31 protein-coding genes are annotated in these 26,483 nt (G+C 66.6%); 25 read left to right on the forward strand and 6 right to left on the reverse strand.

The genetic code is table 11. The annotated features are described in order from the left end of the window. Positions 1-4: 4 nt before the first annotated feature. The 14 genes from AC1DZY_RS01635 (at position 5) to AC1DZY_RS01700 (ending at position 11,301) form a co-directional block, all read left to right on the forward strand. Entirely contained in the window at positions 5-247 is a 243-nt protein-coding gene (locus tag AC1DZY_RS01635) for a hypothetical protein (RefSeq protein WP_476818312.1), read from the forward strand. Continuing rightward, positions 247-708: a PIN domain-containing protein gene (locus AC1DZY_RS01640; RefSeq protein WP_476818313.1), complete on the forward strand. Its 462-nt coding sequence runs from the start codon at positions 247-249 to the stop codon at positions 706-708. Before AC1DZY_RS01635 ends, AC1DZY_RS01640 begins: the two co-directional genes overlap by 1 nt. A 9-nt stretch (positions 709-717) precedes the next feature. Next, positions 718-1,215 carry a transcriptional regulator NrdR gene (nrdR, locus tag AC1DZY_RS01645; RefSeq protein ID WP_476818314.1) on the forward strand — a complete coding sequence of 166 codons (498 nt, stop codon included), beginning with the start codon at positions 718-720 and terminating at the stop codon, positions 1,213-1,215. After that, positions 1,208-2,341 carry a bifunctional diaminohydroxyphosphoribosylaminopyrimidine deaminase/5-amino-6-(5-phosphoribosylamino)uracil reductase RibD gene (ribD, locus tag AC1DZY_RS01650; RefSeq protein WP_476818315.1) on the forward strand — a complete coding sequence of 378 codons (1,134 nt, stop codon included), beginning with the start codon at positions 1,208-1,210 and terminating at the stop codon, positions 2,339-2,341. Before nrdR ends, ribD begins: the two co-directional genes overlap by 8 nt. Further along, positions 2,341-2,988, forward strand: a complete 648-nt coding sequence (locus AC1DZY_RS01655) for a riboflavin synthase (protein ID WP_476818316.1) — start codon at positions 2,341-2,343, stop codon at positions 2,986-2,988. Before ribD ends, AC1DZY_RS01655 begins: the two co-directional genes overlap by 1 nt. A 31-nt stretch (positions 2,989-3,019) precedes the next feature. Next, positions 3,020-3,529, forward strand: coding sequence for a 6,7-dimethyl-8-ribityllumazine synthase (gene ribH / locus AC1DZY_RS01660; protein WP_476818317.1), 510 nt, complete (start codon positions 3,020-3,022; stop codon positions 3,527-3,529). 41 nt (positions 3,530-3,570) lie between these two features. Beyond that, positions 3,571-4,023 carry a transcription antitermination factor NusB gene (gene nusB / locus AC1DZY_RS01665; protein WP_476818778.1) on the forward strand — a complete coding sequence of 151 codons (453 nt, stop codon included), beginning with the start codon at positions 3,571-3,573 and terminating at the stop codon, positions 4,021-4,023. Positions 4,024-4,030: 7 nt separating this feature from the next. Further along, entirely contained in the window at positions 4,031-5,029 is a 999-nt protein-coding gene (thiL, locus tag AC1DZY_RS01670; protein WP_476818318.1) for a thiamine-phosphate kinase, read from the forward strand. A 44-nt stretch (positions 5,030-5,073) separates the two neighbouring features. Further along, positions 5,074-6,279 (forward strand): MFS transporter, encoded by a 1,206-nt coding sequence (locus AC1DZY_RS01675; protein ID WP_476818319.1) that lies wholly within the window; start codon positions 5,074-5,076, stop codon positions 6,277-6,279. 73 nt (positions 6,280-6,352) lie between these two features. Continuing rightward, on the forward strand, positions 6,353-7,150 hold the full coding sequence (allE, locus tag AC1DZY_RS01680; protein WP_476818320.1) for a (S)-ureidoglycine aminohydrolase: 798 nt from the start codon (positions 6,353-6,355) through the stop codon (positions 7,148-7,150). Positions 7,151-7,393: 243 nt separating this feature from the next. Further along, positions 7,394-9,550 (forward strand): sodium-translocating pyrophosphatase, encoded by a 2,157-nt coding sequence (locus AC1DZY_RS01685; protein ID WP_476818321.1) that lies wholly within the window; start codon positions 7,394-7,396, stop codon positions 9,548-9,550. Between the two features lie 204 nt (positions 9,551-9,754). Further along, on the forward strand, positions 9,755-10,684 hold the full coding sequence (locus AC1DZY_RS01690) for a DMT family transporter (protein ID WP_476818322.1): 930 nt from the start codon (positions 9,755-9,757) through the stop codon (positions 10,682-10,684). A 52-nt stretch (positions 10,685-10,736) separates the two neighbouring features. Next, positions 10,737-11,030 (forward strand): type II toxin-antitoxin system Phd/YefM family antitoxin, encoded by a 294-nt coding sequence (locus AC1DZY_RS01695; protein WP_476818323.1) that lies wholly within the window; start codon positions 10,737-10,739, stop codon positions 11,028-11,030. Further along, positions 11,020-11,301: a type II toxin-antitoxin system RelE family toxin gene (locus AC1DZY_RS01700; RefSeq protein WP_476818324.1), complete on the forward strand. Its 282-nt coding sequence runs from the start codon at positions 11,020-11,022 to the stop codon at positions 11,299-11,301. The genes AC1DZY_RS01695 and AC1DZY_RS01700 overlap by 11 nt, the downstream gene beginning before the upstream one ends. A gap of 18 nt (positions 11,302-11,319) precedes the next feature. Here AC1DZY_RS01700 and AC1DZY_RS01705 read toward each other — a convergent pair whose 3' ends face one another. Next, on the reverse strand, positions 11,320-11,814 hold the full coding sequence (locus AC1DZY_RS01705; protein ID WP_476818325.1) for an outer membrane protein assembly factor BamE: 495 nt from the start codon (positions 11,812-11,814) through the stop codon (positions 11,320-11,322). Between the two features lie 144 nt (positions 11,815-11,958). On the opposite strand from AC1DZY_RS01705, the gene AC1DZY_RS01710 reads away from it, so the two are divergent. The 7 genes from AC1DZY_RS01710 (at position 11,959) to sugE (ending at position 16,757) form a co-directional block, all read left to right on the forward strand. Then, positions 11,959-12,501: a ubiquinol-cytochrome C chaperone family protein gene (locus AC1DZY_RS01710; RefSeq protein ID WP_476818326.1), complete on the forward strand. Its 543-nt coding sequence runs from the start codon at positions 11,959-11,961 to the stop codon at positions 12,499-12,501. After that, on the forward strand, positions 12,491-13,069 hold the full coding sequence (locus AC1DZY_RS01715) for a YceD family protein (RefSeq protein WP_476818327.1): 579 nt from the start codon (positions 12,491-12,493) through the stop codon (positions 13,067-13,069). Before AC1DZY_RS01710 ends, AC1DZY_RS01715 begins: the two co-directional genes overlap by 11 nt. 115 nt (positions 13,070-13,184) lie before the next feature. Next, positions 13,185-14,240 (forward strand): phosphate acyltransferase PlsX, encoded by a 1,056-nt coding sequence (gene plsX / locus AC1DZY_RS01720; RefSeq protein WP_476818328.1) that lies wholly within the window; start codon positions 13,185-13,187, stop codon positions 14,238-14,240. Between the two features lie 12 nt (positions 14,241-14,252). Then, entirely contained in the window at positions 14,253-15,230 is a 978-nt protein-coding gene (locus AC1DZY_RS01725; protein ID WP_476818329.1) for a beta-ketoacyl-ACP synthase III, read from the forward strand. A gap of 192 nt (positions 15,231-15,422) precedes the next feature. Continuing rightward, positions 15,423-15,737, forward strand: a complete 315-nt coding sequence (locus tag AC1DZY_RS01730; RefSeq protein WP_476818330.1) for an integration host factor subunit alpha — start codon at positions 15,423-15,425, stop codon at positions 15,735-15,737. Beyond that, the gene (locus AC1DZY_RS01735; protein ID WP_476818331.1) at positions 15,734-16,270 is read left to right on the forward strand and encodes a MerR family transcriptional regulator; all 537 of its coding nucleotides are present in this window, start codon (positions 15,734-15,736) and stop codon (positions 16,268-16,270) included. Before AC1DZY_RS01730 ends, AC1DZY_RS01735 begins: the two co-directional genes overlap by 4 nt. A 172-nt stretch (positions 16,271-16,442) precedes the next feature. Further along, positions 16,443-16,757: a quaternary ammonium compound efflux SMR transporter SugE gene (sugE, locus tag AC1DZY_RS01740; protein WP_476818332.1), complete on the forward strand. Its 315-nt coding sequence runs from the start codon at positions 16,443-16,445 to the stop codon at positions 16,755-16,757. Between the two features lie 3 nt (positions 16,758-16,760). On the opposite strand, the gene AC1DZY_RS01745 is transcribed toward sugE, so the two are convergent. Together AC1DZY_RS01745 and AC1DZY_RS01750 are read right to left on the reverse strand one after the other, a co-directional pair. Beyond that, complete coding sequence (locus AC1DZY_RS01745) at positions 16,761-19,415, reverse strand: PAS domain-containing protein (protein ID WP_476818333.1); 2,655 nt, start codon at positions 19,413-19,415, stop codon at positions 16,761-16,763. A gap of 169 nt (positions 19,416-19,584) precedes the next feature. Next, complete coding sequence (locus AC1DZY_RS01750) at positions 19,585-19,755, reverse strand: hypothetical protein (RefSeq protein ID WP_476818334.1); 171 nt, start codon at positions 19,753-19,755, stop codon at positions 19,585-19,587. A gap of 149 nt (positions 19,756-19,904) precedes the next feature. On the opposite strand from AC1DZY_RS01750, the gene AC1DZY_RS01755 reads away from it, so the two are divergent. Then, positions 19,905-20,408, forward strand: a complete 504-nt coding sequence (locus AC1DZY_RS01755; protein WP_476818335.1) for a YciE/YciF ferroxidase family protein — start codon at positions 19,905-19,907, stop codon at positions 20,406-20,408. A gap of 216 nt (positions 20,409-20,624) precedes the next feature. Here AC1DZY_RS01755 and AC1DZY_RS01760 read toward each other — a convergent pair whose 3' ends face one another. Beyond that, entirely contained in the window at positions 20,625-21,584 is a 960-nt protein-coding gene (locus AC1DZY_RS01760) for a LysR family transcriptional regulator (RefSeq protein ID WP_476818336.1), read from the reverse strand. Positions 21,585-21,664: 80 nt separating this feature from the next. Continuing rightward, positions 21,665-22,090, reverse strand: coding sequence for a DoxX family protein (locus tag AC1DZY_RS01765; protein WP_476818337.1), 426 nt, complete (start codon positions 22,088-22,090; stop codon positions 21,665-21,667). 202 nt (positions 22,091-22,292) lie between these two features. On the opposite strand from AC1DZY_RS01765, the gene AC1DZY_RS01770 reads away from it, so the two are divergent. Beyond that, positions 22,293-23,225 (forward strand): ring-cleaving dioxygenase, encoded by a 933-nt coding sequence (locus AC1DZY_RS01770; protein WP_476818338.1) that lies wholly within the window; start codon positions 22,293-22,295, stop codon positions 23,223-23,225. Between the two features lie 68 nt (positions 23,226-23,293). Beyond that, positions 23,294-23,932: an alpha/beta hydrolase gene (locus AC1DZY_RS01775; RefSeq protein ID WP_476818339.1), complete on the forward strand. Its 639-nt coding sequence runs from the start codon at positions 23,294-23,296 to the stop codon at positions 23,930-23,932. A gap of 32 nt (positions 23,933-23,964) precedes the next feature. Here the strand turns inward: AC1DZY_RS01775 and AC1DZY_RS01780 are convergent, their stop codons facing one another. After that, positions 23,965-24,192 (reverse strand): hypothetical protein, encoded by a 228-nt coding sequence (locus AC1DZY_RS01780; protein WP_476818340.1) that lies wholly within the window; start codon positions 24,190-24,192, stop codon positions 23,965-23,967. A gap of 403 nt (positions 24,193-24,595) precedes the next feature. Between AC1DZY_RS01780 and recJ the strand changes: the two genes are divergently transcribed. Beyond that, positions 24,596-26,389, forward strand: a complete 1,794-nt coding sequence (gene recJ, locus AC1DZY_RS01785; RefSeq protein WP_476818341.1) for a single-stranded-DNA-specific exonuclease RecJ — start codon at positions 24,596-24,598, stop codon at positions 26,387-26,389. The last annotated feature ends 94 nt before the right edge of the window (positions 26,390-26,483 follow it).

A 26,483-nucleotide genomic window follows, 5' to 3' on the forward strand; every position in this document is an offset into this window, starting at 1 on the left:
CGATATGGTACGCCAAAGCGTCACAATGCGTGAGTTGCAGAAGATGTCGGCGGGCGTGATCGAAGCGCTGCCCCATCCCGTGCCCATCACCAACGGCAAGGCGGTCATCGGCCTGCTGTCTCCTGTCAGGAAAACCGATTCCGCAGCCATTGCGAAGGTGGTCGCAGACGCGCAAGCCGAATTCGAACAGCTTTCACCTGAAATGCAGGCCCGGATCGAGCGATTCCTGGCCGATGCGGGCGGCTGATGCGCCTGTTCTCGCCCAGCCCGTCGCTCGTCCTCGACACCAACATTCTCGTCGGCGCGATCCTGGGCGTCCGTTACGCGACGGTATTGACGCAGGTCAGTCGCCAGCGGGCGCTGATCGCCTCGGCGGATATGGCGCGAGAGTTCCGTCTCGTGGTCGCGCGGATCGATGAACGCAAAACACAACGGGCGGAGACGCTCCTGACCGCGATCGAAGTCATTGACCGGGAGACATATTCGGCGAATCTCGATCCGGCGCGCTCGGCCTTGCGCAACGGCCCGGCCTCTCGAAACGGCAGCACCAAGGACGCTCACATCCTGGCGCTCGCCTGGACTTATGACGCCGACATCTGGTCCCACGATCGTGATTTTGCGGGTACCGGCTGGCCGTCATGGTCGAGCGCCAATCTCGCCGCTGTCCTGAGCGAGGAGGCGGCAGCCTCCGAAGCCACCCCGTCCTGAAAGTCCGCCATGCGCTGTCCCTATTGCGGCTCCCTCGACACGCAGGTGAAGGATTCGCGCCCGACCGACGATCACGCCTCGATCCGCCGCCGCCGCGTCTGCCCCGATTGCGGCGGCCGCTTCACCACCTTCGAGCGGGTGCAGTTGCGCGATCTCGTCGTGGTCAAGCGCTCGGGGCGGCGCACGGCCTTCGACCGCGACAAGCTGCAGACCTCGATCGAGGTCGCCCTGCGCAAGCGTCCGGTCGCACCCGAGCGCATCGAGCGCATGGTCAACGGCATCGTGCGCCAGCTCGAAAGCGCGGGCGAGGGCGAGGTCGCGAGCTCGGCTGTCGGCGAACTGGTGATGGAAGGGCTGAAATCGCTCGACGACGTCGCCTATGTCCGCTTCGCCTCGGTCTACAAGAATTTCCGCGAGGCGCGCGATTTCGAGGAAATCCTTGGCCAGCTCAGCGCCGATGACGAGGATGGCGCGGCCGCCGCTCCGGCCGCCCGCAAAGATGACTGATCAGGCGGCGATCGACCGCGCCTTCATGCGGCAGGCGCTCGCTTTCGGCGCGCGCGGGCAGGGCACGACCTGGCCTAACCCCTGCGTCGGCGCGATCGTGACGCAAGGCACGCCCGACGGGCCGGTGGTCGTTGCACGCGGCCATACCCAGCCCGGCGGCAGACCCCATGGCGAGGCGGACGCCTTCGACCGGGCAGGCGCCAATGCGGCGGCCGGCGGCACGCTCTATGTCACGCTGGAACCTTGCTCGCATCGCACCATCCGGGCCGCGACGCCTTGCGTCGAGCGCGCCATCCTGGCGGGCGTGAAGCGCGTCGTCGCCGCGATGGCCGATCCCAACCCGCTGTTTCGCGGTCTGGGCTTCGCATTGTTGCGAACAGCCGGGCTCAGCGTCACCACGGGCGTGCTGCAGGACGAAGCGCAGCGCGTCCATCGCGGCCATGTCCTGCGGGTCACCCATGGCAGGCCGATGGTGACCTTCAAGGTCGCCCGCACCGCCGACGGCTATGCCGGCGGGGCTAGGGGAGCGCGGCTTGCGGTGTCCTGTCCGGCGGCCTCCGCTTTCGTCCATCTCCAGCGCGCCCATCACGATGCGATCATGCTCGGCATCGGCTCGGTGCTGGCCGATGACCCGCTGCTGACCGTGCGCCTGCCCGGCATGGCCGGGCGCTCGCCGATCCGGATCATCCTCGATTCGCATCTGCGCCTGCCACTGGCCTCGCAACTCGTGAGGACGGCCGCGGTCGTGCCGGTCTGGGTGATGGCTGCCGAAACCGCTCCTGTCGAAGCCGAGACCGCACTGGTCGCGGCCGGGGTCGAGGTCATGCGCGTTTCGGCCGGCGCCGACGGCCATCTCGATCTCGACGAGGCGCTGCGCCTGCTCGGCACGCGCGGCATCACCCGCATCTTCTCCGAAGGTGGCCCGAACATCGGCGAAAAGCTGGCGCAGGCCGGGCTCGCCGACGAGGTCATCGTATCGACCTCGCCGAACGCGCTGGGTCACCCCGGCGTCGTTGCCGTGCGTCCGGGCCTTGCAGCGCTGCTGGCCGATCCCGATCTGTATCGCCTTGCCGAGGACGGCCTGATCGGCCACGACCATTTCGAGCATTATCTGAGGATCGCCTGATGTTCACCGGCATCGTCACCGCCATCGGCACCGTCCTGGAGGCGCAGAGCAAGGGCCCAAGCCTGAAGCGCTTCGCCATAGCCTGCCCCTATGAGGCCGATGGCATCGAGATCGGCGCGTCGATCGCCTGCGCCGGCGTCTGTCTGACGGTGACCGCGCTGCGGCCGCGCGGCGATGGAGCGCCCGGCTGCATCTTTCTGGTCGAGGCCGCGGCGGAGACGCTGTCGAAGACGCTGGTCGGCGGCTGGCAGCCGGGTACCGCGATCAATCTCGAACGCTCGCTCAAGGTCGGCGACGAACTCGGTGGCCATCTCGTCACCGGCCATGTCGACGGCGTCGCCACCATTGAGACGATCGACCCGATCGCGGCAGATCCCGACGAACCCTGGGGCGCGACGGCCCGTTTCCATATCCGGGCGCCCAAAATCCTGTCGGCCTTCATCGCGGGCAAGGGTTCGATCTGCCTCGATGGCACCTCGCTCACCGTCAACAGCGTCGAGGGCGATGTCTTCACGGTGCTGCTGATCCCGCATTCCTTCACCGTGACCACCTGGGGGCAGCGCAAGGCGGGCGATTCCATTCATCTCGAGGTCGATTTGATGGCGCGCTACGCCGCGCGGCTTGCGGAGGCGCGCGGCTCGGTCTAGTCAGCGCCCTCAACTCCAAAGGACAAGAACCATGGCCGGACCCCGGCAAATCTCGGCTGACCATGCCGCAACTTCCGCTGTCGCGCTCGACGGCGCCCGCGTGCTCGTGATCGAGGCGCGATTCTACGACAAGCTTGCCAACGAATTGCTCAACGGCGCGCTCGCCGTGCTCGACAAGGCCGGTTGCCGCGTCGATGTCGTCACCGTTCCCGGCGCGCTCGAAATCCCCTCGGCCATCGTCATCGGCATGCGCGCCGCCGACGAAGCGGTCGATCCCTATGAGGCGGTCGTCGCTCTGGGCACCGTCATCCGCGGCGAGACTGGCCACTACGACATCGTCGCCGGCGAGAGCTCGCGCGCTCTGATGGATCTCTCCGTCGCCTTCGCTTTGCCGCTCGGCAACGGCATCCTCACCGTCGAGAACGAGGCGCAGGCCTGGGCCCGGGCCAATCGATCCGACATGGACAAGGGCGGCGGCGCCGCCGAAGCCGCGCTTGCCGTACTGCGTTACAAGCGCTCGCTCGGGGAGCAATCCAAGTGAGCCGGCAAGAGTCTGGCCGGCAACAATCGAACCGGGCCGAAATGCGTCGCGGTGCGCGGCTGTCGGTCGTGCAGGCGCTCTACGAGATGGAGATCGGCGGGCGCGGCGTCATCGAGGCGATGGCGGAGTTCGAGGCGTTCTGGATCGGCAAGGCGGTCGAGGATATCGAGCTCCCCAAGGCCGAGATCGCCTTCTTCCGCGATCTGCTCGGCGGCGTCGTGCGTGAGCAGCGTCTGGTCGATCGCTCGGTCGACGACACGCTTGCTTCTGGCTGGCCACTGAAGCGGGTCGAGGCCGTCGTGCGCGCGATTTTGCGGGCGGGCGCCTATGAGCTTGCCTTCCGCAAGGACGTGCCGGGTCGCGCCGTCATCTCCGAATACGTCGCGGTGGCGCGCGCCTTCTACGAGGGCGAGGAGATCGGCATGGTCAACGCCGTGCTCGACAAGATGGCCCGTGATTTCCGCGCCGACGAATTCGACCAGCCTGCGGCGTGACGCCAGAATGGCCGGCGACAGCGCAAGGCCCGGCGAGTTCGACCTGATCGCCCGTCATTTTGCGCCGATCGCCGGTCCCGGCGGTCTCGGCCTTGTCGACGATGCAGGCCTCATCCGCCCCGCGAGAGGCTACGAGATCGTCGTCACCACCGACGCGCTCGTTGCCGGCGTGCATTTCTTTCCCGACGATCCTCCGGCTTCGATCGCCCGCAAGGCGCTCGCCGTGAACCTGTCCGACCTTGCCGCCAAGGGGGCTAGCCCTGGGGGGTTCGTGCTGTCGCTGGTACTTCCCAAAGACTGGACGGAAGACTGGCTTGCGGGCTTCGCACAGGGGTTGGCGCGGATTGCGGGCGAGGGCGCCTGTCCGCTGATCGGCGGCGACACGGTGTCCACGTCAGGCGTCCTGACCCTCTCCATCACCGCCTTTGGCAGCGTTCCGGCCGGACGCATGGTGCCGCGCTCGGGCGCGAAGCCCGGCGATGTCGTGCTGGTTTCAGGCACGATCGGAGACGGTGCGCTCGGCCTGAAGGTCCATGGCCCCGACAAGCCGGGCTGGGTGGCGCTGCTGGGCGAGGCTGAGCGCGCTCATCTCATCGACCGCTATCTCCATCCGCGCCCGCGCCTGGCGCTTGCAGCCGCCTTGCAGGCTCATGCCTCGGCCGCGATGGATGTGTCCGACGGTCTCGTCGGCGATCTCGCCAAGCTGCTCGCCGCCTCGCGGGTCGGAGCTGGCGTCGATCTCGACGCTGTCCCGCTCTCGCTGGCGGTCCGCGCCGCGATCATGGCCGATCCCGCGCTCGCGGAACTGGCGTGGACCGGCGGAGACGACTACGAAATTCTCTGCACGGCCTCGGAAAGGGAATATCCTGCTCTGATCGCTGCAGCCGACACGGTCGGGGTTCCATTGACGGCGATCGGCCGCGTGACCGAAGACCGGGGCGTGGTGAACTATCGCGAAAAGGGCAGGGCGCGGATTTTCGCGCGCGGCTCCTTCGCTCATTTTTGAAGACGGCAGTCTCAAGCGTCGTCTCTGGCTAGGGCGGCGCAGGTATGAACCAGCATTTTTCCGCAAGCGACGGCGACGCGCTCGCCAAACGCAATTCGCTGGTTCTCGCCTGCGCGCAGGCGCTGGGCGGCGCGAGTCCGTCGATCGTGATTTCGCTCGGCGGTATCGTCGGATCGGGCCTCGTCGCCGACCAGACCTTCGCGACCGTGCCCGTCAGCCTGATGCAGCTCGGCATCGCTGCCGGCGTTATTCCCGCCGCCATGCTGATGCGGCGTTTCGGGCGGCGCAGCGGCTATCTGATCGGCGCGCTGGTTGGTGCGACCGCCGCCAGCATCGCTGCTGCAGGCACCGGCATGCGGATGTTCTGGCTGTTCTGCCTGGGCACCTTCATGTGCGGGCTCTACGGCGCCTTCGTACAGAGCTACCGCTTTGCGGCCGCCGACACCGCGACCGAGAGTTTCAAACCGCGCGCCATCTCCTGGGTCATGATCGGCGGCATCGCGGCCGGCGTCATCGGCCCGCAATCAGTCTACTGGACGCGCGACCTCACTCCCGATGCGCCGTTCGCGGCGAGCTTCCTCGCGCAGGGCTGCCTGGCGCTGATCGCCGTGCTCGTTGTCATGCGGCTGCGCGCCCCGCCGGTCGCGGTCGTCAAGTCGGGCGGCGGCCGGCCGCTCGGCGAAATCATGCGTCAGCCCAAATTCATCGCCTCGGTCATCGCGGCCCTCGTCGCGTACGGGCTGATGAGCTTCGTGATGACGGCTGCCCCGCTCGCCATGGTCGGCTGCGGCCATTCGGTCGGCGATGCCGCGCTCGGCATCCAGTGGCATGTGCTCTCCATGTTCGGTCCGAGCTTCTTCACCGGCCGGCTGATCGCGCGTTTCGGCAAGGAGAGGATTACGGCGGTCGGTTTGCTGCTGACCGCTGCGGCGGCGGTGGTCGGGCTGTCGGGCCTCAGCGTCGCCCATTTCTGGATCGCGCTCGTCCTGCTCGGCGTCGGCTGGAATTTCGGCTTCATCGGCGCGACCGCGCTCGTCACCGACTGCTACCGCCCCGAGGAGCGGGTCAAGGTCCAGGCCGCTAACGACTTCCTCGTCTTTGGCTCGGTCGCCATCGCCTCGTTCTCGTCAGGCGGCCTGCTCCATGCCGGCGGCTGGGACAGCGTGAACTGGCTGGTCTTCCCGCCGGTCGCGGTCGCGCTGACGCTGGTCGCCTGGCAGGGCTGGCGGAACCGGGCCGTTCCAGCCTGACGGCCGCCCTGTCTCTCACAACGGCCGGTCTGATCCTTGCTACGCCGGCCGCACCGCAAGCGGAGGCCAGATCATGCACCCCCATCGGTTTCCGGTTCCTGCGGGGCGCCTGCCTCCCGGCGCGATCGGCCACAACCGCGGCGTCGTCAGGCATAACTACGCCTTCATGCCGCCCGAAGGCGTGCTGGTCAGTCGGCTGCCGCAATACGAACTGACGATCGCGCGGATTCTCGCTGCGCCGGTGCTGGGCGCGCGCTTCGCGCAATATGTTCTGGAGACCGAGCCGTCCGGGGGCACGCGCCAGCCGGTGCGGGAAGAGGCGATCCAGCATTTTTGCTATGTGCTGTCCGGCACGGCAGCTTTTTCGGTCGATGGCGCGCCGCCTGCCGAACTCACGCCGGGCGGATTCGCCTATGTGCCGCCGGGCACGCCGTTCTCGCTGCGCAATGCCGGTTCCGAAAAACTGCGCGTGCTCGCCCTGCGCAAGCGCTACGAGGCGATCGACCTCCCGGTACCCAAGCCGATCGTCTCGCATCGCGACCGGGTGCCCGTCGCCAATCCATCGGGACTGGAGGGGCGCGGCTTCCAGTATCTGCTGCCTTATGGCGACATGCGCTTTGATTTCGAGATGAACCTGATGGGGTTCAAGCCGGGCGCCTATTTCCCCGATGTCGAGACCCATGTGATGGAGCACGGCCTCTACATGCTGGAAGGGCAGGGGCTCTACTTCCTAGGCGCGGACTGGCACGAGATCTGGGCGCACGACTTCATCTGGATGGGCGGTTTCTGCCCGCAGCAATTCTACCCGACCGGCTTCAACGACGCGTCCTACCTGCTCTACAAGAATGTCAATCGCGAGATCGCGCTCTAAGACGATACGGCTGGCGACAGTCTGCCTGCTGAGACGCGCGACGGCCTTCCTGCGAACCCTTCGAAAGTCCAATCACCGCGTTTGCGATTTTGTTCGAAACTTGGCACAAATCCGGCCGACACTGACGATGCGCATGCGGGCGCGAATCCTTCGGGCCCGCATTCTCATGAGTCGGTGGTCCAAGAACGCTAAGGGGCGCGCAAAGTCGCCCCGCGGGTCGAAAGCTCAAGGTCAGGAAATCGAATGTCAGCCCTGCTTATCATCATCCTCTTAAGTGCATTGTCGATCGCATATGGCGTCTGGGCCTATGGCGACGTGATGAAACGCGACGCCGGCAACCAGCGCATGCAGGAGATTTCCGCTGCGGTCGCGGAAGGCGCGCAGGCCTATCTCAAGCGCCAGTATGTCACGATCGCCATGGTCGGTGTCGTGCTCTTCGTCGTCCTGGCCTATCTGCTCGGGCAGTGGGTCGCGATCGGCTTCCTGATTGGCGCGGTGCTGTCGGGCCTTGCGGGCTTCATCGGCATGAACGTCTCGGTCAGGGCCAATGTCCGCACCGCCCAGGCCGCGATGCAGTCGCTGGGAGATGGCCTCGACGTCGCCTTCAAGGCGGGCGCGGTCACCGGCATGCTTGTGGCGGGCCTGGCTCTGCTCGGCGTCGCCGTCTATTACGGCGTTCTGACCTCGATCCTCGGCTTCACTCCGTCGAGCCGCGTCGTCATCGACTCGCTCGTCGCGCTCGGCTTCGGCGCATCGCTGATCTCGATCTTTGCCCGTCTCGGCGGCGGCATCTTCACGAAAGGAGCCGATGTCGGCGCCGACCTCGTCGGTAAGGTCGAGGCCGGCATTCCCGAGGACGATCCGCGCAACCCCGCCACCATCGCCGACAATGTCGGCGACAATGTCGGCGACTGCGCCGGCATGGCCGCCGACCTGTTCGAGACCTATGCGGTGACGCTGGTCGCGACCATGGTTCTGGCGGCGATCTTCTTCGCCGGCCAGGCGACGCTTGGCACGATGATGCTCTACCCGATGGCGATCGGCGCATCCTGCATCGTCACTTCGATCATCGGCTGCTTCTTCGTGAAGCTCGGCTCCAACCAGTCGATCATGGGCGCGCTCTACAAGGGCTTCATCGCGGCGGGCGTGCTTTCGGTCGGCGCTATAGCGGCCGTGAACTACCTGATGTTCGGCGGCTTCAAGGCCTCCTTCACCACGGTACAGGGCGTCACCTTTACCTCGGGCGGACTTTTCGCCTGCGCGCTGGTCGGCCTCGCGGTGACGCTGCTGATCGTGGTCATCACCGAATACTACACCGGCACGGGCAAGCGCCCGGTCGTCTCGATCGCCCAGGCCTCCGTCACCGGCCACGGCACCAACGTCATCCAGGGCCTCGCGGTCTCGCTTGAATCGACCGCGTTGCCGACGATCGTCATCATCGCCGGCATCATAGTCTCCTATGGCTTTGCCGGCCTGTTCGGCATCGCCATCGCCACCACCGCCATGCTGGCGCTGGCCGGCGTGGTCGTGGCGCTCGACGCATTTGGGCCCGTCACCGACAATGCCGGCGGTATCGCCGAGATGGCCGGCCTGCCCAAGGAAGTCCGCCACTCGACCGACGCGCTCGACGCCGTCGGCAACACCACCAAGGCTATCACCAAGGGCTACGCCATCGGGTCGGCGGGTCTCGGCGCGCTTGTGCTCTTCGCCGCCTACACCTCGGACCTCAACTTCTTTATCGCCGAGGCCAACAAGCCGAGCTCGACCGCGTTCCAGTACTTCAAGGGCGTGGTCGTCGATTTCTCGCTGTCGAACCCCTATGTCGTCGTCGGTCTGCTGCTCGGCGGTCTCATCCCATTCCTGTTCGCGGGCATGGGCATGACCGCCGTCGGCCGCGCCGCCGGTTCGGTGGTCGAGGAAGTCCGCCGTCAGTTCAAGGAGAAGCCCGGCATCATGGACGGCACCGAGCGGCCCGATTATGCGCGGGCCGTCGATCTGCTGACCAAGGCCGCGATCAAGGAGATGATCGTGCCATCGCTCCTGCCCGTGCTCGCGCCGATCGTGACCTTCTTCGCGATCAACGCGATCGCCGGCAAGAACCAGGCCTTTGCCGCGGTCGGCGCGATGCTGATGGGCGTCATCGTCACCGGCATCTTCGTCGCGATCTCGATGACCTCGGGCGGCGGCGCCTGGGATAACGCCAAGAAGAGCTTCGAGGACGGCTTCGTCGACAAGGACGGCGTGCGTCACATGAAGGGCTCGGAGGCGCACAAGGCCTCCGTCACCGGCGACACCGTCGGCGACCCCTACAAGGATACGGCGGGCCCCGCCGTGAACCCCGCGATCAAGATCACCAACATCATCGCGCTCCTGCTGCTGGCGATCCTGGCGCATAGCTGAGATCGCTGCGCGCCCGCTGAAATGCACCAACCCCGCGGAGCGATCCGCGGGGTTTTTCATTGCATGGCAAGGCCTTCCGACCAGTTCTTGAATCAGCTTCCAACGACGTTGAATCAACCCGCGAAGCTACGACCGGGACCGTAGCGTTCCGGCAAGCCACAGCCGCCGGCGGCTGGCATGGTCTCCCCAGCCAAGGAGAGAGACATGACAACGCATGTGCTGAAGACCCTGTCGACGACCCCCGCCGCGGGCTCGAACCGCGCCACCGAACTCGGCTTGCTGCTGGCGCTCGCGACACTCTGGGGCGGGTCCTACACCTTCATCAAGATCGGCGTGGAGACGATCCCGCCACTGACGCTGATCGCGGCCCGCACCCTGATCGCCGGCACGATCCTCTTGGCGATCCTGCGCCTGCGCGGCGTGAGCCTGCCGCGCGATCGCGCCGTCTGGCGGCGGTTTCTGACGCAGGCCTGCCTCAACAGCGTCGTGCCGTTCACGCTGATCGCCTGGGCCGAACGCAGCGTCGATGCCGGGCTCGCATCGATCCTGAACGGGGCGACGCCGGTGTTCGTCTTCCTGATCACGCTCGCGCTGGCTCCGCGCAAGCGCCCCGATGGCCGCAAGGCCTTCGGCGTCGCGGCAGGCCTTGCAGGGATTACGCTCATCGTCGGCATGCAGGCCTTCGCCGGCCTCGGCGATCAACTCCTGCCGCAGATCGCGATCGTGCTGGCGACGGTGGCCTATGCCTGCGCGGCGCTGTTCGGGCGCAATTTCGGCGGCATGGATCCGCTGCTGCCAGCCGCCGGCTCGATGCTGACGGGTGCGGTCGTCCTGCTGCCGCTGGCGCTCGTGATCGACCGGCCCTGGACGCTTTCGCCCTCGCAGGACTCGCTGCTTGCCCTGCTGGCGCTGTCGGTGTTCTCGACCGCGCTCGCCTTCGCGATCTATTTCCGCCTGATCCGCACGCTCGGTGCGGTCGGCACCACTGCGGTATCCTATCTGCGCGTGCCAGTCGGCGTCGCCATCGGCATTCTGTTCCTCGGCGAGAGCCTCAGCGCCACGGCCTGGGCTGGCCTCGGGCTCGTCGTGATCGGCGTCGCGGCGATGACGCTGCCGGAGAAGAAGCCGGCATGAGGACCGCGCCGCTCGCTTCGCGCCATGTCGCCAGCTGTTGTCGAGACCTCTTGTGAGTGCTATTGATCGTACCTTGGATCGATCGAAAGGCGAGATGATGACCGCACTCATTCTGGCGGAGATGACGGCGAGCGTATCGGAACTGAAGCGAAATCCGATGGGCACGGTGGCGGCCGGAGAGGGTGCGCCGGTCGCGATCCTGAATCGCAACGAGCCGGCATTCTATTGCGTGCCGGCGCGTGCATACGAGGCCATGGTCGAGCGGCTCGACGATATCGAGCTCAACGCGATCGCCGAAGCGCGAAAAAGCCAACCTGTCGTCAAGGTGACATTGGATGAGCTATGAGCTCGGCTTTCGCGAGGAAGCCCTGAAGGAGTGGAAGCGGCTCGACAACGCCATTCGCGAGCAGTTCAAGAGGAAGCTTTCGGAGCGCATCGTTCAGCCGCGCATACCAGCGGCGAAGCTGTCGGGACACAAGGATCGCTACAAGATCAAGCTGCGCAGCGCCGGCTATCGGCTGGTCTACGAAGTGCAGGATGGGCTGCTCTTGGTTGTGGTCGTCGCCGTCGGCCGCAGAGATCGCGGCGCGGTCTATCGGGCCGCGAGCAATCGCTGAAGCCGACGGGCGGCCCTTTCACGCCCCGAACGGCGTGAACTTCGTCACGCCGCGGAAGAGGTTCTTCAGGAAGCTCTGCTCCTCGCCGCCGGTCGGCGTTGTCCGGCTGATGAAGTCGAAGATCACGCCGTCCTGCAGGCCGTAATTGGCGATACGCTCGACTTTGAAGCTCTTGTTGAAATAGACAACCAGCACCTTCTGGTCGATGACGCTGAGTTCCTGGAACTGGAAGCGGCGGCGCACGGTCTGGCTGATATAGTAGAAGGTCCGGTTTCCGACGGTCGAGGTCGTCGAGGGCGTTCCCAGCGTGGTCAGGACGGTCTGCACGTCCGTGCCGATCTTGACCTGAGCGAGGAGCCCGTCATCCATGATGAAGCCGCGGGTGTATTCCTCGTTCAGCCCGGCCGATGTCGGCAGCATGAAGCCGCCTGCATCGGGGCCGCAGCCGGCCAGCGCCAGGGACGAAGTCGCGAGGATGCCGAGAAGGGCCGTGCGGCGGGTGGTGACAGTCATCAAAGGCTCTCAGATCCAGGGCCGTCGGACGAGGGCGAAAACCCAAGCCGCTTGTCAAATGGGTGAGGGTTGGCGTAACGCCCGAGCATGGCTTTGGCAAGGCAAGCGCGCCTGCGAGGGAGCGGCATTGGAGACGGTCGCGTGATGTTCGGCTTGTTTGGCAGGGGTGAGGACCGGCTTGCGCCGGTGAAGGCCTTGTTCGCACGTGTTGCCGAGGCATCGCGGCAGCCGGCGCTCTATCTCGCCGGCGGCATCCCCGACACCTTCGAGGGCCGCTTCGAATCGCTGACGCTGCACGTCTTTCTCGTGCTGCGCCGCTTGCGCGAACTGCCCGCGCCGGCAGCCGAGCTGGCGCAGGAGTTCACCGACGCCAGCTTCGCCTATCTCGAACTCGGCTTCCGCAATGGCGGGATCAGCGACATCGCCGTGCCCAAGCGCATGAAGAAGATCGCACAGAGCTTCTACGGCCGCATCCAGGCCTATGAGAACGCGCTCGACGCCGCCGAGCCTGCGACGCTGATCGAGGCGCTGCGTCGTAACGCCAGCCCTGGCGAGGGCGCGGCGGTTCTGGCTGCTTACATGAAGCAGGCGCAATCGGCACTGGCGGCCCGCGATCTCGATCGCCTTCTGAACGACGCTGAGCTGTTTCCGGCGCCTACTTTGGTGGAGACCGGTCATGACGCCTGAGCCGGAAAACACCGTCGAACCCGACAAGAGCCTGCCGATGAGCCGTCCGGTTCGTGTCGAGGGCATCAAGTTGCGCGGCACCAGAATCGTCGTGCAGGCGCAGGCCGACGAGTTGCCGCGCATCGCGACCGAGCTTGGCCTCGCTTCGCTGGAGTCGCTGGCGGCGCGCTATCAGCTTTTCCGCAATGGCGAGGCCGTCAAGCTCGAGGGCGAGATTTCGGCCAGGATGCATCAAGTCTGCGTTGTTACGCTCGATGCCTTTCCGGTTGCGCTCGACATGCCTCTCAACCTCGATTTCGCACCGCCGGAGCAGGAGAGGGCGGTCGCCCGTCGCGCCGAGGCGCAGAAGGACGACAGGATCGATATCGAGGTGAAGCTCAATGAAGCCGATCCGCCAGAGCCCATCGTCGACGGCGTGATCGACCTCGGCGCGGTGACGCTCGAATTCCTGGCGCTGGCGCTCGATCCCTATCCGCGCAAGCCCGGCGTCAGCTTCGACGAGGCTCCGGCTCCGGTCGAACGGGAATCCCCCTTCGCCGCGCTCGCCAAACTGAAACGCGGCGAATGAGGCGCATGAACCCCTTAGCTTCGGCTTGCGGCGGCCATCCAACTCGCTATTGTCCGGCCGGCATCGAACCGCCCCCATTCGAAGGGCGGTCGCTACCGGGACCAGCCATCACCCCATGACACGACCGGTTACAATCGCGCTCGATGCGATGGGCGGAGACCATGGCCCGTCCGTGGTCATCCCCGGCGCCGCGTTGACGCTGGAGCGTCGGCCCGATGCGCGGTTCGTGATCTTCGGCAACGAGGCCGAGGTCATGCCTCTCCTCGACGCCCATCCCAGGCTCAAGGCGGTGACGACGTTCCATCACACCGAGGTCTCGGTGAAGATGGACGACAAGCCGAGCCAGGCCCTGCGCTATGGCCGCTACAAGTCGTCGATGTGGCGCGCGATCGATGCGACCAAGACCGGCGAGGCCGATGTGACGATCTCCGCCGGCAACACCGGCGCGCTGATGGCGATGTCGAAATTCTGCCTGAAGTCGATGCCGCAGGTCGACCGGCCGGCGATCGCCTGCCTGTGGCCGACCGTGCGCGGCGAGAGCATCGTGCTCGATGTCGGGGCGACGATTGGCGCCGACGCCCGCCATCTCGTCGATCTCGCGGTCATGGGCGCGGCGATGGCCCGCGTCGTCTTCGATCTCGACCGTCCGACGGTCGGCCTGCTCAATGTCGGCGTCGAGGAGATCAAGGGCGTCGAGGCGGTCAAGGAAGCCGGCCGCATCCTGCGCGAGAGCAACCTGCCGCATCTGAATTATCACGGCTTCGTCGAGGGCGACGATCTCGGCAAGGGCACGGTCGATGTCGTCGTCACCGAGGGCTTCACCGGCAATATCGCGCTGAAGACGGCTGAAGGCACGGCGCGCCAGATCGGCGAATATCTGCGCGCCGCCATGAGCCGCTCGCTGATGGCCAAGATCGGATATCTGTTCGCGCGTGGCGCCTTCGCGGCGCTGAAGGACAAGATGGATCCGCGCAAGGTCAATGGCGGCGTCTTCCTCGGGCTCGAGGGCATCGTGATCAAGAGCCATGGCGGCACCGACGCCGAGGGCTTCGCCAGCGCGACCGAACTCGGCTATGAGATGGCCCGTGAGAACCTGATGGCGAAGGTCCGCGAGATGGTGTCCGCCACGGCGCGGCCGGAGGCGGCTCGGCAGGCCGTCGTGGCCGAGTAGGGAACGGTTTTATTGTCGATTCTACGCTCCATTCTCTGCGGCTGCGGCTCCTATCTGCCGGAACGCATCGTCACGAATGCCGAGATGGCGACCCGTGTCGACACGACCGACGAGTGGATCGTCCAGCGCACCGGCATCCACCAGCGCCATGTCGCGGCCGATGACGAGGCGACCTCGACGCTCGGCCTCAAGGCTGCGCAGGCCGCGCTCGCTGACGCCGGCATGGACGCCTCCGAGATCGACCTGATCATCGTCGCGACCGCGACGCCCGACCACACTTTTCCCGCGACCGCGACGCAGATCCAGGCCGCGCTCGGTATCACGCAGGGCGCGGCCTTCGACCTCCAGGCTGTCTGCTCGGGCTTCGTCTTCGCACTCGCCACCGCCGACAAGTTTCTGATCACCGGCGCGGCGAAGGCTGCGCTCGTCATCGGCGCGGAGACCTTCTCGCGCATCCTCGACTGGGAAGACCGCACGACCTGCGTGCTCTTCGGCGACGGCGCCGGCGCCGTCGTGCTCAAGGCTGGGCCGGGCGAGGGCACGCTGGCCGATCGCGGCGTGCTGACGACCCATATCCGTTCGGACGGTCGTCACAAGACCAAGCTCTATGTCGACGGCGGGCCGGGTTCGACCAAGACGGTCGGCTTGCTGCGCATGGAGGGCAAGGAGGTGTTCCGCCATGCCGTCGTCAATCTCGCGGAGACGGTGCGCCACACCTTTGCGGAAACCGGGCTGAGCGGGTCCGACATCGACTGGTTCGTGCCCCACCAGGCCAACCGTCGCATCATCGACGCCACCGCCGACAAACTCGGCATCGGCACGGAGCGCGTCGTCGTCACCGTCGACCGCCACGGCAACACCTCCGCCGCCTCGATTCCGCTGGCGCTGGCGGAAGCCCACAAGGACGGGCGCATCAAGCGCGGGCAGCTCGTGCTGATCGAGGCGATGGGCGGCGGTTTTACCTGGGGCTCGGCGCTGATCCGCTGGTAGGCGACGTCTCCGAAAATCCTGCCGATTTGTGACGGTTTCGCGCTGTTTTTCTTTCGTTGCTGCAAATCCGGGCCTTCTGGCGACGGTTCGAGGATTGACCCGCGCAACCGGTACGCCTAGCGTCCGCCGTCCATAACGGCGAAGGGCAGGGGGTTAAGCCCGCCTGACGAGATAACGCCTTGGAGGATATGTATGGCGGGGCAAACGGTCACTCGCGCCGATCTGTGCGAGGCTGTCTATCAGAAGATCGGTCTGTCGCGGACGGAGTCGTCGAAGCTCGTCGAGACCGTGCTGGACGAGATCTGCGATGCGGTCGCGCGCGGCGAGAACGTCAAGCTGTCCTCGTTCGGTTCGTTTGTTGTGCGAGACAAAGGCGAGCGAATCGGGCGTAATCCCAAGACGGGTGTCGAAGTCCCGATCGAGCCGCGTCGCGTCATGGTGTTCAAGCCTTCCAATGTGATGAAGGCCCGCATCAACGGACAGTTGGGTGAGGGTGAAGACGAGTGAGCCTGGAGATCCATAACGCCGACTACGAGGCCGAATTGGACACCAAGAGCGCAGATGCCTTCCGGACAATCAGCGAGGTCGCAGACGACCTCGACATACCCCAGCATGTCCTGCGTTTCTGGGAAACGCGCTTTGCCCAGATCAAACCGCTCAAGCGCGGCGGTGGACGCCGCTACTATCGCCCCGACGATGTCGCGCTGCTGAAAGGCATCCGCCGGCTGCTCTACGGCGAGGGCTACACCATCAAGGGGCTGCAGCGCATCCTCAAGGAGCAGGGGCCGCGCCACGTCCAGGCGATCGGCCGTGGCGGCCCGCTCGGCCCGCAAATCGCAGCCGGCGCTCCGCAATCCGCCAGACCGGATCCTGCCGCTCCTCCCGTCGAAGCCGATGCGCCGCGCATTCCGCCGCGCGAGCCCGTGCCCGAGGGGCTCGACGATCTGACATTGCTTTCAGCCGTCCTGGCCGAACTGGGCGAGTGCCAGCGCATCCTGCGCGGCGCGCTGGCGCCACAGGCGATGCCCGACGGCGCCTGAGACAAGTCTCCCCAGTTGTCATGCCGCTCCGTTCTGGCGGGCATTCAGTATCGCCTGCTTGCGGCGCGTCATCTGGCTGACTAGCTCCACTGCCGAGGACGACCTCGGGCTTAAGGCCTTTTCCGATCATCCGGCGTGGACGGCCCCGCCCTTTCTTCACAGGAGGGCCGTCATGGCCTGGCTCTATCTCTTCGTCGCGGGCCTGTTCGAGGTCGGCTGGGCGATTGGCCTGAAATACACGCAAGGCTTCACCCGGCTCGTGCCCACCATGCTGACGCTCGCCAGCATGGTGGTCAGCCTGGGGCTGCTCGGCATCGTGCTGAAAAGCCTGCCGGTCGGTACGGCCTACGCGGTCTGGACCGGCATCGGCACGATCGGCACCGCAACTCTGGGCATTGTGCTGCTGAACGAGCCGGCAAGCGCATTGCGGCTGGCCTGCATCGGCCTGATCGTGGCGGGCATCGTCGGCCTCAAGCTCGCCGCCTGAGCGTCAGCTTTTCGGCGGTGCAATCGCCGAAAGCGGAATCGAGACCTTCACGCGCAGCCCGTCCGGCTCCCAGACACGCGAAATCGCGCCCTTGAGTTGGGATTCGACGCTCAGCCGCGACAGCCGCGTGCCGAAGCCCTCATGCGTGGCGGCAGCCAGAATGGCGGGGCCGCCGCGCTCTTTCCAGTCGACCTCGAACTGTTCGCCCACCCGCGTCCCCCGCAGCACGACCGAGCCTTCGGGACGCGACAGCGCGCCATATTTCGTCGCATTGGTCGCAAGCTCGTGGAACAGCAGCGAGAGCGGCGTCGCGGCGCGCGCATCGATCGTCAGGTCGTCGCCCTCGATCTGGACCTGGGGAATTTCGCGCTGCACATAGGGCGCGAACAATTCGCGCATCAGGTCCTGGAACCGGCTTTCGCCGCCCGGTGCGCCACTATCCGTGCTGTGGGGCCGCACGAAATCATGTGCGCGGCCCAGCGCGGCCAGCCGCTCGCGCAACTGCATCGCGAAATCCTTCGCCTCCGGGAAGGAGCGCACGCTGAGGCCGATGATGCCGGAGATGACGGCGAAGATGTTCTTGATCCGGTGGCTGAGTTCCTGGGCGACGAGCGCCCGCTCTTCGGCGAAGCGCTTCCGCTCATCGATGTCCAGAGCGGTGCCGATGAGATGGATCGAACCGTCCTGTCTCACGACCCTCTGGCCCTGGATCAGGATCCACAGGTTTGCGCCATCGATGCTCGACGCCAGCCGGAACTCCTCCTCGATCTCGCCTGAGCCGGCGATGGCCTCCTGAATTGCGGCGTCGATCCGAGCCCGGTCCTCGGGGTGGATGATCGGCAGGAAGTCGCCGGAATAAACCGGTGCGCGCTCGTCCTGGAAACCGGCGATCGTTCGGATCCGGCCATCCCATGTCAGTGCGCCGGTGCCGGCGTCGAGCTCCCAAATCCCGATCTGCGAAGCCGACAGGGCGAGCTGCAGCCGCGTCTGAGCTGCGTTCAGCGCTTCGGCCGCCTCCTTGGTCGCGTGGATGTCGGTGCAGGTGCCGAACCAGCGCGTGATCCTGCCCTCGTCGTCGCGGATCGGCAGCGCCAGGCCAAGCGTCCAGCGATACTGGCCGCTGTGGTGTCGCAGCCGGTACTCGATGTCGTAGGGCTCGCCGGTCGCCAGAGAATGGCTCCACCGCGTCCAGGCATTCTGCTGATCGTCGGGATGGAACATGTCGTTCCAGCCTTCGCCGTCGGTCGAACCCACGGGCACGCCGGTAAACTCGTACCAGCGCGCATTGTAGTAGTCGTGGAAGCCGTCGGGCAGGGTCGACCAGACCATCTGCGGCATGGCGTCGGCAATGGCGCGGAACTTCGCTTCGCTCTCGCGCAGCGCCGCCTCCACCTCGAACTGGCCGGTGACGTCGGTATTGGTGCCGAACCAGCGCATGATCGCCCCGCTCTCGTCGCGGATCGGCAGGGCGCGCGACAAAAACCAGCGGTAGCTGCCGTCCTTGCCGCGGATCGGGAAGGTGTCCTCCCAGGGCGTGCCCGCGGCGAAGCATTCCGAAATCCGGGCGACGACGCGCTCGACATGGTCGGGGTGGTGCACGTCGCGCCAGCCCCAGCCCTGCATCGTCTCGAGCGTCGTGCCGGTATAGTCGTACCAGCGCTGGTTGTACCAGAAGATCCAGCCTTCGCGATCGGTCATCCAGGCGAGCTGGGGAATGGCGTCGGCCATCGTGCGCCAGATCGATTCGCTTTGGCCCAACGCGGTTTCGGCGCTCTTGCGCGCGGTGATGTCGACAACCACGCCCGGCAGGCGCACCGGCTTGCCCGCGCCGTCGCGCTCGACCTGTCCGCTCGCCTTGACCCAGTGGACCGCGCCGTCGCCGCGCCTGACGCGGTATTCCGAGCGGAAGGCGCCATCGCCGGCGAGCGCCTGTCCGATCTCGCGCTCCACGCGCGCGCGGTCGTCGGGGTGAATGCCTGCGACAAAGCCAGCGATCGGCAGGCCGATGGCGGCTTCCTCTGGCGCGACCGAGTACATCCGGGCGAAGGCCGCGTCAGCGGTCACCGTATCCTTGGCAATGTCCCAGTCCCACTTGCCGACGAACTCGGCCGCGGCGAGCATGGTCTCGACCTCGGCCTCGCGAATGGCCTGGAGCCGGCGCAGGCGGCGCAGTTCGAGCTGCGCCATCACCTGCCTGGCCAGCAGGGTCAGCCCGGCAAGCTGCTCCTCGCTCAGTCCCTCGCGTGGGACGGAGTCGATGATGCAGAGCGAGCCCAGCGGTGCGCCCTCGGGCGAGCGCAGCGGTGCGCCGGCATAAAACCGGATATGCGGCGGCCCTGTCACCAGCGGGTTGTCGGCGAAGTGCGGGTCTTTCGTGGCGTCGGGCACGATCAGGACAGCGTCGCCCAGCATCGCGAAGGCGCAGAAGGACTGGCTGCGCGGCGTCTCCTCGGCATCCAGTCCGACACGGGCGGCAAACCATTGCCGGTCCTGCTCGACCAGGCTGACGAGGCCGATCGGCGCCCGGCACAGGTTCGCGGCGAAGCCGACGATGTCCTGGATCGCAGGATCGCGCGCCGCATCGACGATGTCGTAGTCGCGCAGCACTCGTGCCCGCGCATCCTCGGTCCAGGCCGGGTCCTGACCAGCTTCAGCCATGCTTATGAATTCGTGCTCGAAATGCCGCTATCCCCGCGCGTCTGTAGCGCGCCCCTGCATCCGGCGACAATGTGAAAAGACATGGTGGCGACGTGGTCTTTCGGCTGCGCGCGTTTGCTGCCCGGCATTGTCGCGGACCAACTTGCGTCTGCCCGTTCCAGACCAGTCACTAGCGGCGTCGCAAGACGTCAGGCCAGTAGCCGCCGCGCTCCAGCAGGACGATCAGCACGATCACGCCCAGCGTCGCCGCCAGCGTGATGAGTTTGGCGTTCCACGGCACGCCGCGCCCGATGAGCCAGATCAGGGTCATGCCGACGAGGAGAGGGATGATCAGTTCCATCGCGCGACCCTATCAAATCACGGGCCGCGACGCACGCAGGGGATGCGGCCCGGAACCAACCGGCCGCGCACACGTTGAAATCCTGGGGAAGCGCGGCACTCACACACCGTCGGCCTGTCACAGACCAGCACCAGCGACAGGAGTATGCAATGGGTTTGTTTTCCAAGGATATCAAGACGATGGACGATCTGTTCGTCCATACTCTGCAGGACATCTACTACGCGGAGAAGCAGATCTTCAAATCGCTTCCCAAGATGATCGAGAAGGCCAGCGACGCGAAGCTCAAGCAGGGGCTGGAGATGCATCGCGGCGAGACCGAGGGTCACATCGCCAGGCTCGAGCAGGTGTTCAGGCAGCACGGCGCCGAGGCAAAGGGCGTCACCTGCCCCGCGATCGACGGCATTCTGAAGGAAGCCGATGAACTCGCCGGCGACGTCGCCGACAAGCAGGTTCTCGATGCGGCGATCATCGCCGCGGCGCAGGCGGTCGAGCATTACGAAATCACCCGCTACGGCACGCTGACCGCCTGGGCCAAGCAGCTCGGTCGCAACGATTGCGCCGCGCTCCTGCAGCAGAACCTCGACGAGGAGTTCGCCGCGGACGGCAAGCTCACCGAGCTCGCCGAGGGCGGGGTCAACCGCAAGGCGGCCTGAGCCGGCTCGAAAGATTCGATTCAAAACGTGCACCCCCGCGACGGACATCGTCCACCGCGGGGGTGTCATGCGGATATCAAGCCGGATTTCCGGGGTCGCCAGGCGGGACCTTCGGCGCCTTTTGACGGCGCAGTCCTCGCGCCCAATAGCCCGCGAGAACGAGGCCCGGCGGGATCGACAGGAACAGCAGCCAGCCGAGCCACCCGACATCGCCACTCATGAACGCGGCGACATCGCATTCGCCCCCTCGATCAGCGGCTTCATCCGGCCGATCTCCGCGGCGATGAAATCGAGGAACAGCCGCACGCGCGGCGAGTGCCTGAGATCGGGATGGGTCAGGAGCCACAGGTCAGCCGAAAAGCCGGGATCGGGCGCGGCGAGACGGGTCAGGCCGGGTTTGGTGTCGGCGATGAAGCAGGGCAGGAATCCGATGCCTATGCCGGCTTCCACGGCCTCCGACAGTCCAAGCACGGTGTTGACCTTGTAGACGATGCGCTCGGCCGCGACGTGTCGCGCGAGGTAGCGGACAGCCTTCAGCCCGGTGAACTGGTCGCCGAGCGAAACCCAGTTGCGCGTCCAGAGCTGCTCGATACCGATATCGCCGGCATCGGGAAAATCGGAGGCGCGGCCGTACAGCGCCCAGGCGATCCGCGCGGCGCGGCGGCCGATCAACGTCTCCGGCGGATTGTCGGTGGCGCGGATGGCGACATCGGCATCGCGCTTGGAGAGGTTCAGCGACTGGTTGCTCAAAAGGATATCGAGCCGGATGTCCGGGCATTGCCGGATGAAAGCCGCAAAGACCGGCGTCAGCAGGTCGACCAGCAGCGTGTCGTTGGTGGTGACGCGCAACTCTCCGGCGGGCTGGATCTCCTGGCCGGCGAGGCGGCGTGCAAAGGCGCTGATGTCGTCGTCGACGCGCTCCGCCAGCTGCGCCATCTCGTCGCCGGCCGGCGTCGCGACATAGCCGCTGCGGTGGCGCTCGAACAGTTTCAGTCCCAGCGCCTCCTCGATCTGGCCGAGCCGCCGGAACACGGTGGAATGGTTGAGGCCAAGCGAGGTCGCCGCCGCCGGCAGGGCGCGCTGGTCGGCGATCGCCTTGATCAGTCGAAAATCATCCCAGGCCAGCGCCTTGCCGAGGCTCGGTCTGGTCGGGTTGGGCTTGGCGGGAATCGTCATGCCGCACTCTCAGACATGGCTTCGCCGTCATCAAGGCGTGATGCCAAGATGACGGCGAGAAGGGCAGGCGGGTGATCCCCTCAGGCGGATACGGGAGCGCCGGTCCAGACGAGACGGGCAGGCTTCAGGGCGAGCGCGCCATCGCCGATCAGACCATGGGCAAGCGCGGTCAGGGCGAGAAAGGCGGGATACTCCCAGCCGCCATTGGGAGCGTTGAAGACCCAGCCATTGCCGGCATGGACCATCAGCGCGCCGAGCAGGACAGGCAGCAGCGCGATCGAGACATAGCGGCCGTAGAAGCCGGTCAGTATGGCGAGGCCGCCGACGAGTTCGGCCAGCATGATCGGCCAGGCGAGAACGCCGGGCAGGCCGACCTGGCCGAGGAAGCCGGTGAAGCCGGCCGGGGTGAACACGACGAGCTTGAGATAGGCATGGGCGATGAACATCAGGCCAAGCGCGACGCGCAAGGTCAGGGCGCCATAGGGGGCGAGGCGATTATCGATCATGATGGCAGTCTCCAGAAGGGACCGGGTTGGTCTCGGAGCCAGAGATTGATCCGATTTCTTCGCAATACAAATTGGGATATGCCAACATTGATATTGCAAATGCGCAATGAGCGAGATCTGGCGCTTTAACTCCATCGGACCAATCTTCGGCCTCAACGGGGCAGCGGCCCTTTCTCGAGTCCGGTTTGGAGGAGCAGTCACCATGCAGATCAACGGCATCCACCACGTCACCGCGATTGCCGGCCCGGCCCGTCGCAATCTCGATTTCCATGGCCGCGTTCTCGGCCTGCGTCTGGTCAAGAAGACCGTCAATTTCGACGATCCCGGCACCTATCACCTGTATTATGGCGACGCCGCCGGCGCGCCCGGCACGATCCTAACCTTTTTTCCCTGGGAGCATGCGGCTCCCGGCAGGCTCGGCGTCGGCGAGACGCAGGAGACGGTGTTCCGGGTGCCCGAAGGCGCGATCGGCTACTGGACGCATCGCTTCGTCGAGAACGGCGTGCCCCATGATGCGCCGGTCAAGCGCTTCGGCGAAACCGTGCTGGCCTTTCGTGATCCCGACGGGATGCGGCTGGCGCTGGTCGGGCTGCCGGGCATCGACGGCGAGGTCGCCTGGAACGGCAGCGACGTGCCGGCGGAACATGCGATCCGCGGCTTCCACAGCGTCAGCCTGCTGCTCGACGATGCGGCGCCCACCGGTGCGATCCTGAGCGATGTCTTCGGCTTCCGCGAGGTTGCTCGCGAGGGCGCGCTAACCCGCTACAGGGCGGAGGGCGCGGCGCTCGGCAATGTCGTCGATCTCAGGACGGCAGGCGGCTTCCTGCCGGCCAGGCAGGGCGCGGGCTCGGTCCACCATGTCGCCTTCCGCGCGGCCGACGACGCCGCGCAGGAGGAGATGGTCCGCAAGCTCGCGGAGAACCACGGCATCCGGACCACGGAACAGCGGGACCGGAACTATTTCCGCTCGGTCTACTTCCGCGAGCCGGGCCGCGTACTCTTCGAGATCGCGACCGACGTGCCCGGCTTTGCCGTCGACGAGCCCGCCGCGACGCTGGGCGAGGCGTTGAAGCTGCCGGCGGGGCTGGAAACCCAGCGCGCCCGCATCGAGGCGCTGCTGCCCGAACTCGCCTGATCTCGGGCCGCCGCCTGGCGCAAGCCAGGCGGCGGATCTTGCTTCGATCATCAAACAGGAGAGCCGTGATGGACGCCGTCGCGACCACCGATTTCATTCATGTCTTCGAGCCGGGAACCGATCCGGGCCGCCCGCCGATCCTGCTGCTGCATGGAACCGGCGGCGACGAACGCGATCTGCTGCCGATCGGGCGCATGGTCGCGCCCGGCGCAAGCCTGCTCTCGCCGCGTGGCAAAGTACTGGAAGGCGCGATGCCGCGCTTCTTCCGGCGGCTGGCCGAGGGCGTCTTCGACGAGGCCGATCTCGTCGCCCGCACGCATGAACTCGCCGATTCCATCGCCGAGGCGCGCGAGCGCTACGACCTGCCGGCACCGATTGCGCTCGGCTTCTCCAACGGCGCCAATATCGCCGCCAGCCTGCTTCTGATCAGGCCGGATGTGCTCGCCGGTGCGGCCCTGCTGCGAGCGATGTCGCCTTATGCCAAGCCGCCGCAGGCATATCCGCCGCCGAAGGCGGATCTTTCCGGCAAGCCCGTGCTGGTCCTCTCGGGGGCGCTCGATCCGATCATCCCGACCGAGGATGCACAGCGTCTGGTTGCGACGCTGTCGGCCAGCGGCGCTGCGGTCGATCACCGCATCCTGCCGACAGGCCATGGCCTGTCGCAGGCGGATATCGGTCTGCTGCGCGGCTGGTTCGAGCAGAACTGAACCCGCCGCGCGCAAATCGGGGTCGTCGCCGCTCAGCTCGCGGCGGCGGCCTTGCGCTTGGCGGCCGGCTTGGCCTTTGGCGGCGTGGGCGGCTCGGCTGCCTGCTTTGCCAGCCTGAGCGCCCTCAGCGCCTCGATCTTCTTGCGCGCCGCAGCTTCGTCCGCGGCGATCTTGCCGCTCGACTTCTGTTTTTCGCGCGGCGCTTCCTGAATCGTGTGCACATCGTGCCAGGCGCGCGGTCCGCGTTCGTCCCCTGCCATCTGTCTCTCCCTCATGTCACGCAACGTCGAGCAATCAGCTTACGCGCGAATTTGGGCGGATACGAGCCGGGATTACGCAGTGCGCCCGACTCAATCGACCAGCGGCAGGATGATCGCCATGGCGACGCCAAGCACGACGAGCGCGCGCAGCAGAATGGCTCTCTGGCTCGATATCTGGTTTTCAAGCGAACGCGACACGGCACGCATGGGCTACTCCCTTGCAACGCGACCCGCTGACGTTGGGACAGATGCGAGCGCACCGCAAGGGAACCCGCCGCAGCCTGTGGACAAGTTGAGCCGGCCTTCCGTGCGCAATGCGGATAAACCGCCGCCGTGACCGGCGTGGCGAGCTTTGGGTTGACGAAATCCCGCGCCTGCGCAACGCCGTTCATCCATGAGTCTCATGTCTCCGCGTGCTTTTCTCGGCGTCACCCGCTCCGCGTTGGGGCGTCCCTGGCGCGACAGGCTCGACCCTGTCGGGCTTGGCCGGGCGCAGGCGCTCTCGCAGCTCGAAGACATTCCCGACATCCTGGCGCGGCTTCTGGCGGGTCGCGGCGTCGAGCCGAGCGAGGCGGCGGGCTTTCTCGAGCCGAAGCTGCGCGATCTCATGCCCGATCCTGCGACTCTGGTCGGCATGGACGCCGCCGCGTCGCGCCTGGCCCGCGCCGTGATCGCACAGGAGCGCGTCGCGATCTTCGGCGACTACGATGTCGACGGCGCCTGCTCGGCGGCGCTGCTGGCGGGCTTCCTGGCGGACGCCGGCGCACGACCCCGGATCCATATTCCCGACCGCCTGATCGAGGGCTACGGCCCCAATTCCGAGGCGATCCGCATGCTCGCGGGCGAGGGCGCGACGCTGCTGGTCACGGTCGATTGCGGCACGACCAGCCACGAGCCGCTGGCCGAGGCGGTGAGGCTCGGTCTCGACGTCGTCGTGCTCGACCACCATCAGGCTCCCGAGCGGCTCCCCGACGTCGAGGCGCTGGTCAATCCGAACCGGCAGGATGATCTCTCCGGGCTCGGGCATCTCTGCGCGGCGGGCGTCGTCTTCCTGACGCTGGTCGCGGCGCGCGGCGCGTTGCGTCGGCAGGGTTTCTGGGCGCGTCGCGGCAGCGAGCCGGACCTGCTGGCGGCGCTCGATCTGGTGGCGCTGGCAACCGTCGCCGATGTCGTGCCGTTGCGCGGGCTCAACCGCGCCTTCGTCCGGCAGGGGCTGGCAATGCTGCGCGGCCGTACGCGCCCGGGGCTCGCGGCCCTGATGGATGTCGCCGGGCTCGATGGGCCGGTGCAGCCTTGGCATCTCGGCTTCCTGCTCGGCCCCCGCATCAATGCCGGAGGACGAATCGGCGATGCCGGGCTGGGGGCGAGGCTGCTGATGACCGAAGACGAGGTCGAGGCGAAGACGATCGCCGCCGAGCTCAACCGCCTGAATCAGGAACGTCAGGAGATCGAGAAACAGGCCGTGCTGGAAGCGACGTCACAGGCCGATCATGCGCTGATGCTGAATGCCGATCTGCCTGTGCTGCTGGCAGGCTCGGCCGACTGGCATCCCGGCATCGTCGGTCTCGTCGCGGCGCGCCTCAAGGAGCGCTTCCGGCGGCCGGCTTTCGCGCTGGCGCTGAACGGGGAGGGCGGCGCGACCGGCTCGGGCCGTTCGGTCGCCGGCGTCGATCTCGGCCGGGCCGTGCGCGAGGCGGTCAAGGCTGGGCTTGCGATCAAGGGTGGAGGCCACGCCATGGCGGCGGGCGTAACGCTGGGCGCGGGCCAGAGCGCCGGATTCCATGCCTTTCTGTCTGAAAAGCTGTCAGCGCAGGTCGCCGCCGCCAGCGAATCGGAAGCTCTTCTGGTCGATGCCGCGCTCAGCGCCGGCGGCGCCAATCCGCGCCTGCTGGCCGAGATCGACAAGGCCGGGCCTTTCGGCGCGGGCAGCCCGGAACCGGTCTTCGTCTTTCCGGCGCATCGTCTGGTCGAGGCCGCCGAGATCGGCAGCGGCGGTCATGTCCGCATCAAGCTCAGGAGCGGCGACGGCGCGAGCGTCGGCGGCATCGCCTTCCGTGTCGCGCAGGAGCCGCTGGGGCGCGCTCTGCTGGCGGCGCGGGGCAACAGTGTCCATCTCGCCGCTACGCTGACCCTGAACCGATGGGGCGGCAATGAGACCGCCGAACTGCGCGTCCTCGACATGGCGCTGCCGAATTGAGCCGGCAACCGTAGCGAGGTCTCGGCGGGCAGACTGGTAAATCCGGCTGCGGGAAAGCGTCAAACTGGCGCTTGCGGTGGCCGGTCCCTGCCAC

It is taken from the genome of Allobosea sp. P2_A10 (genome assembly GCF_056405115.1).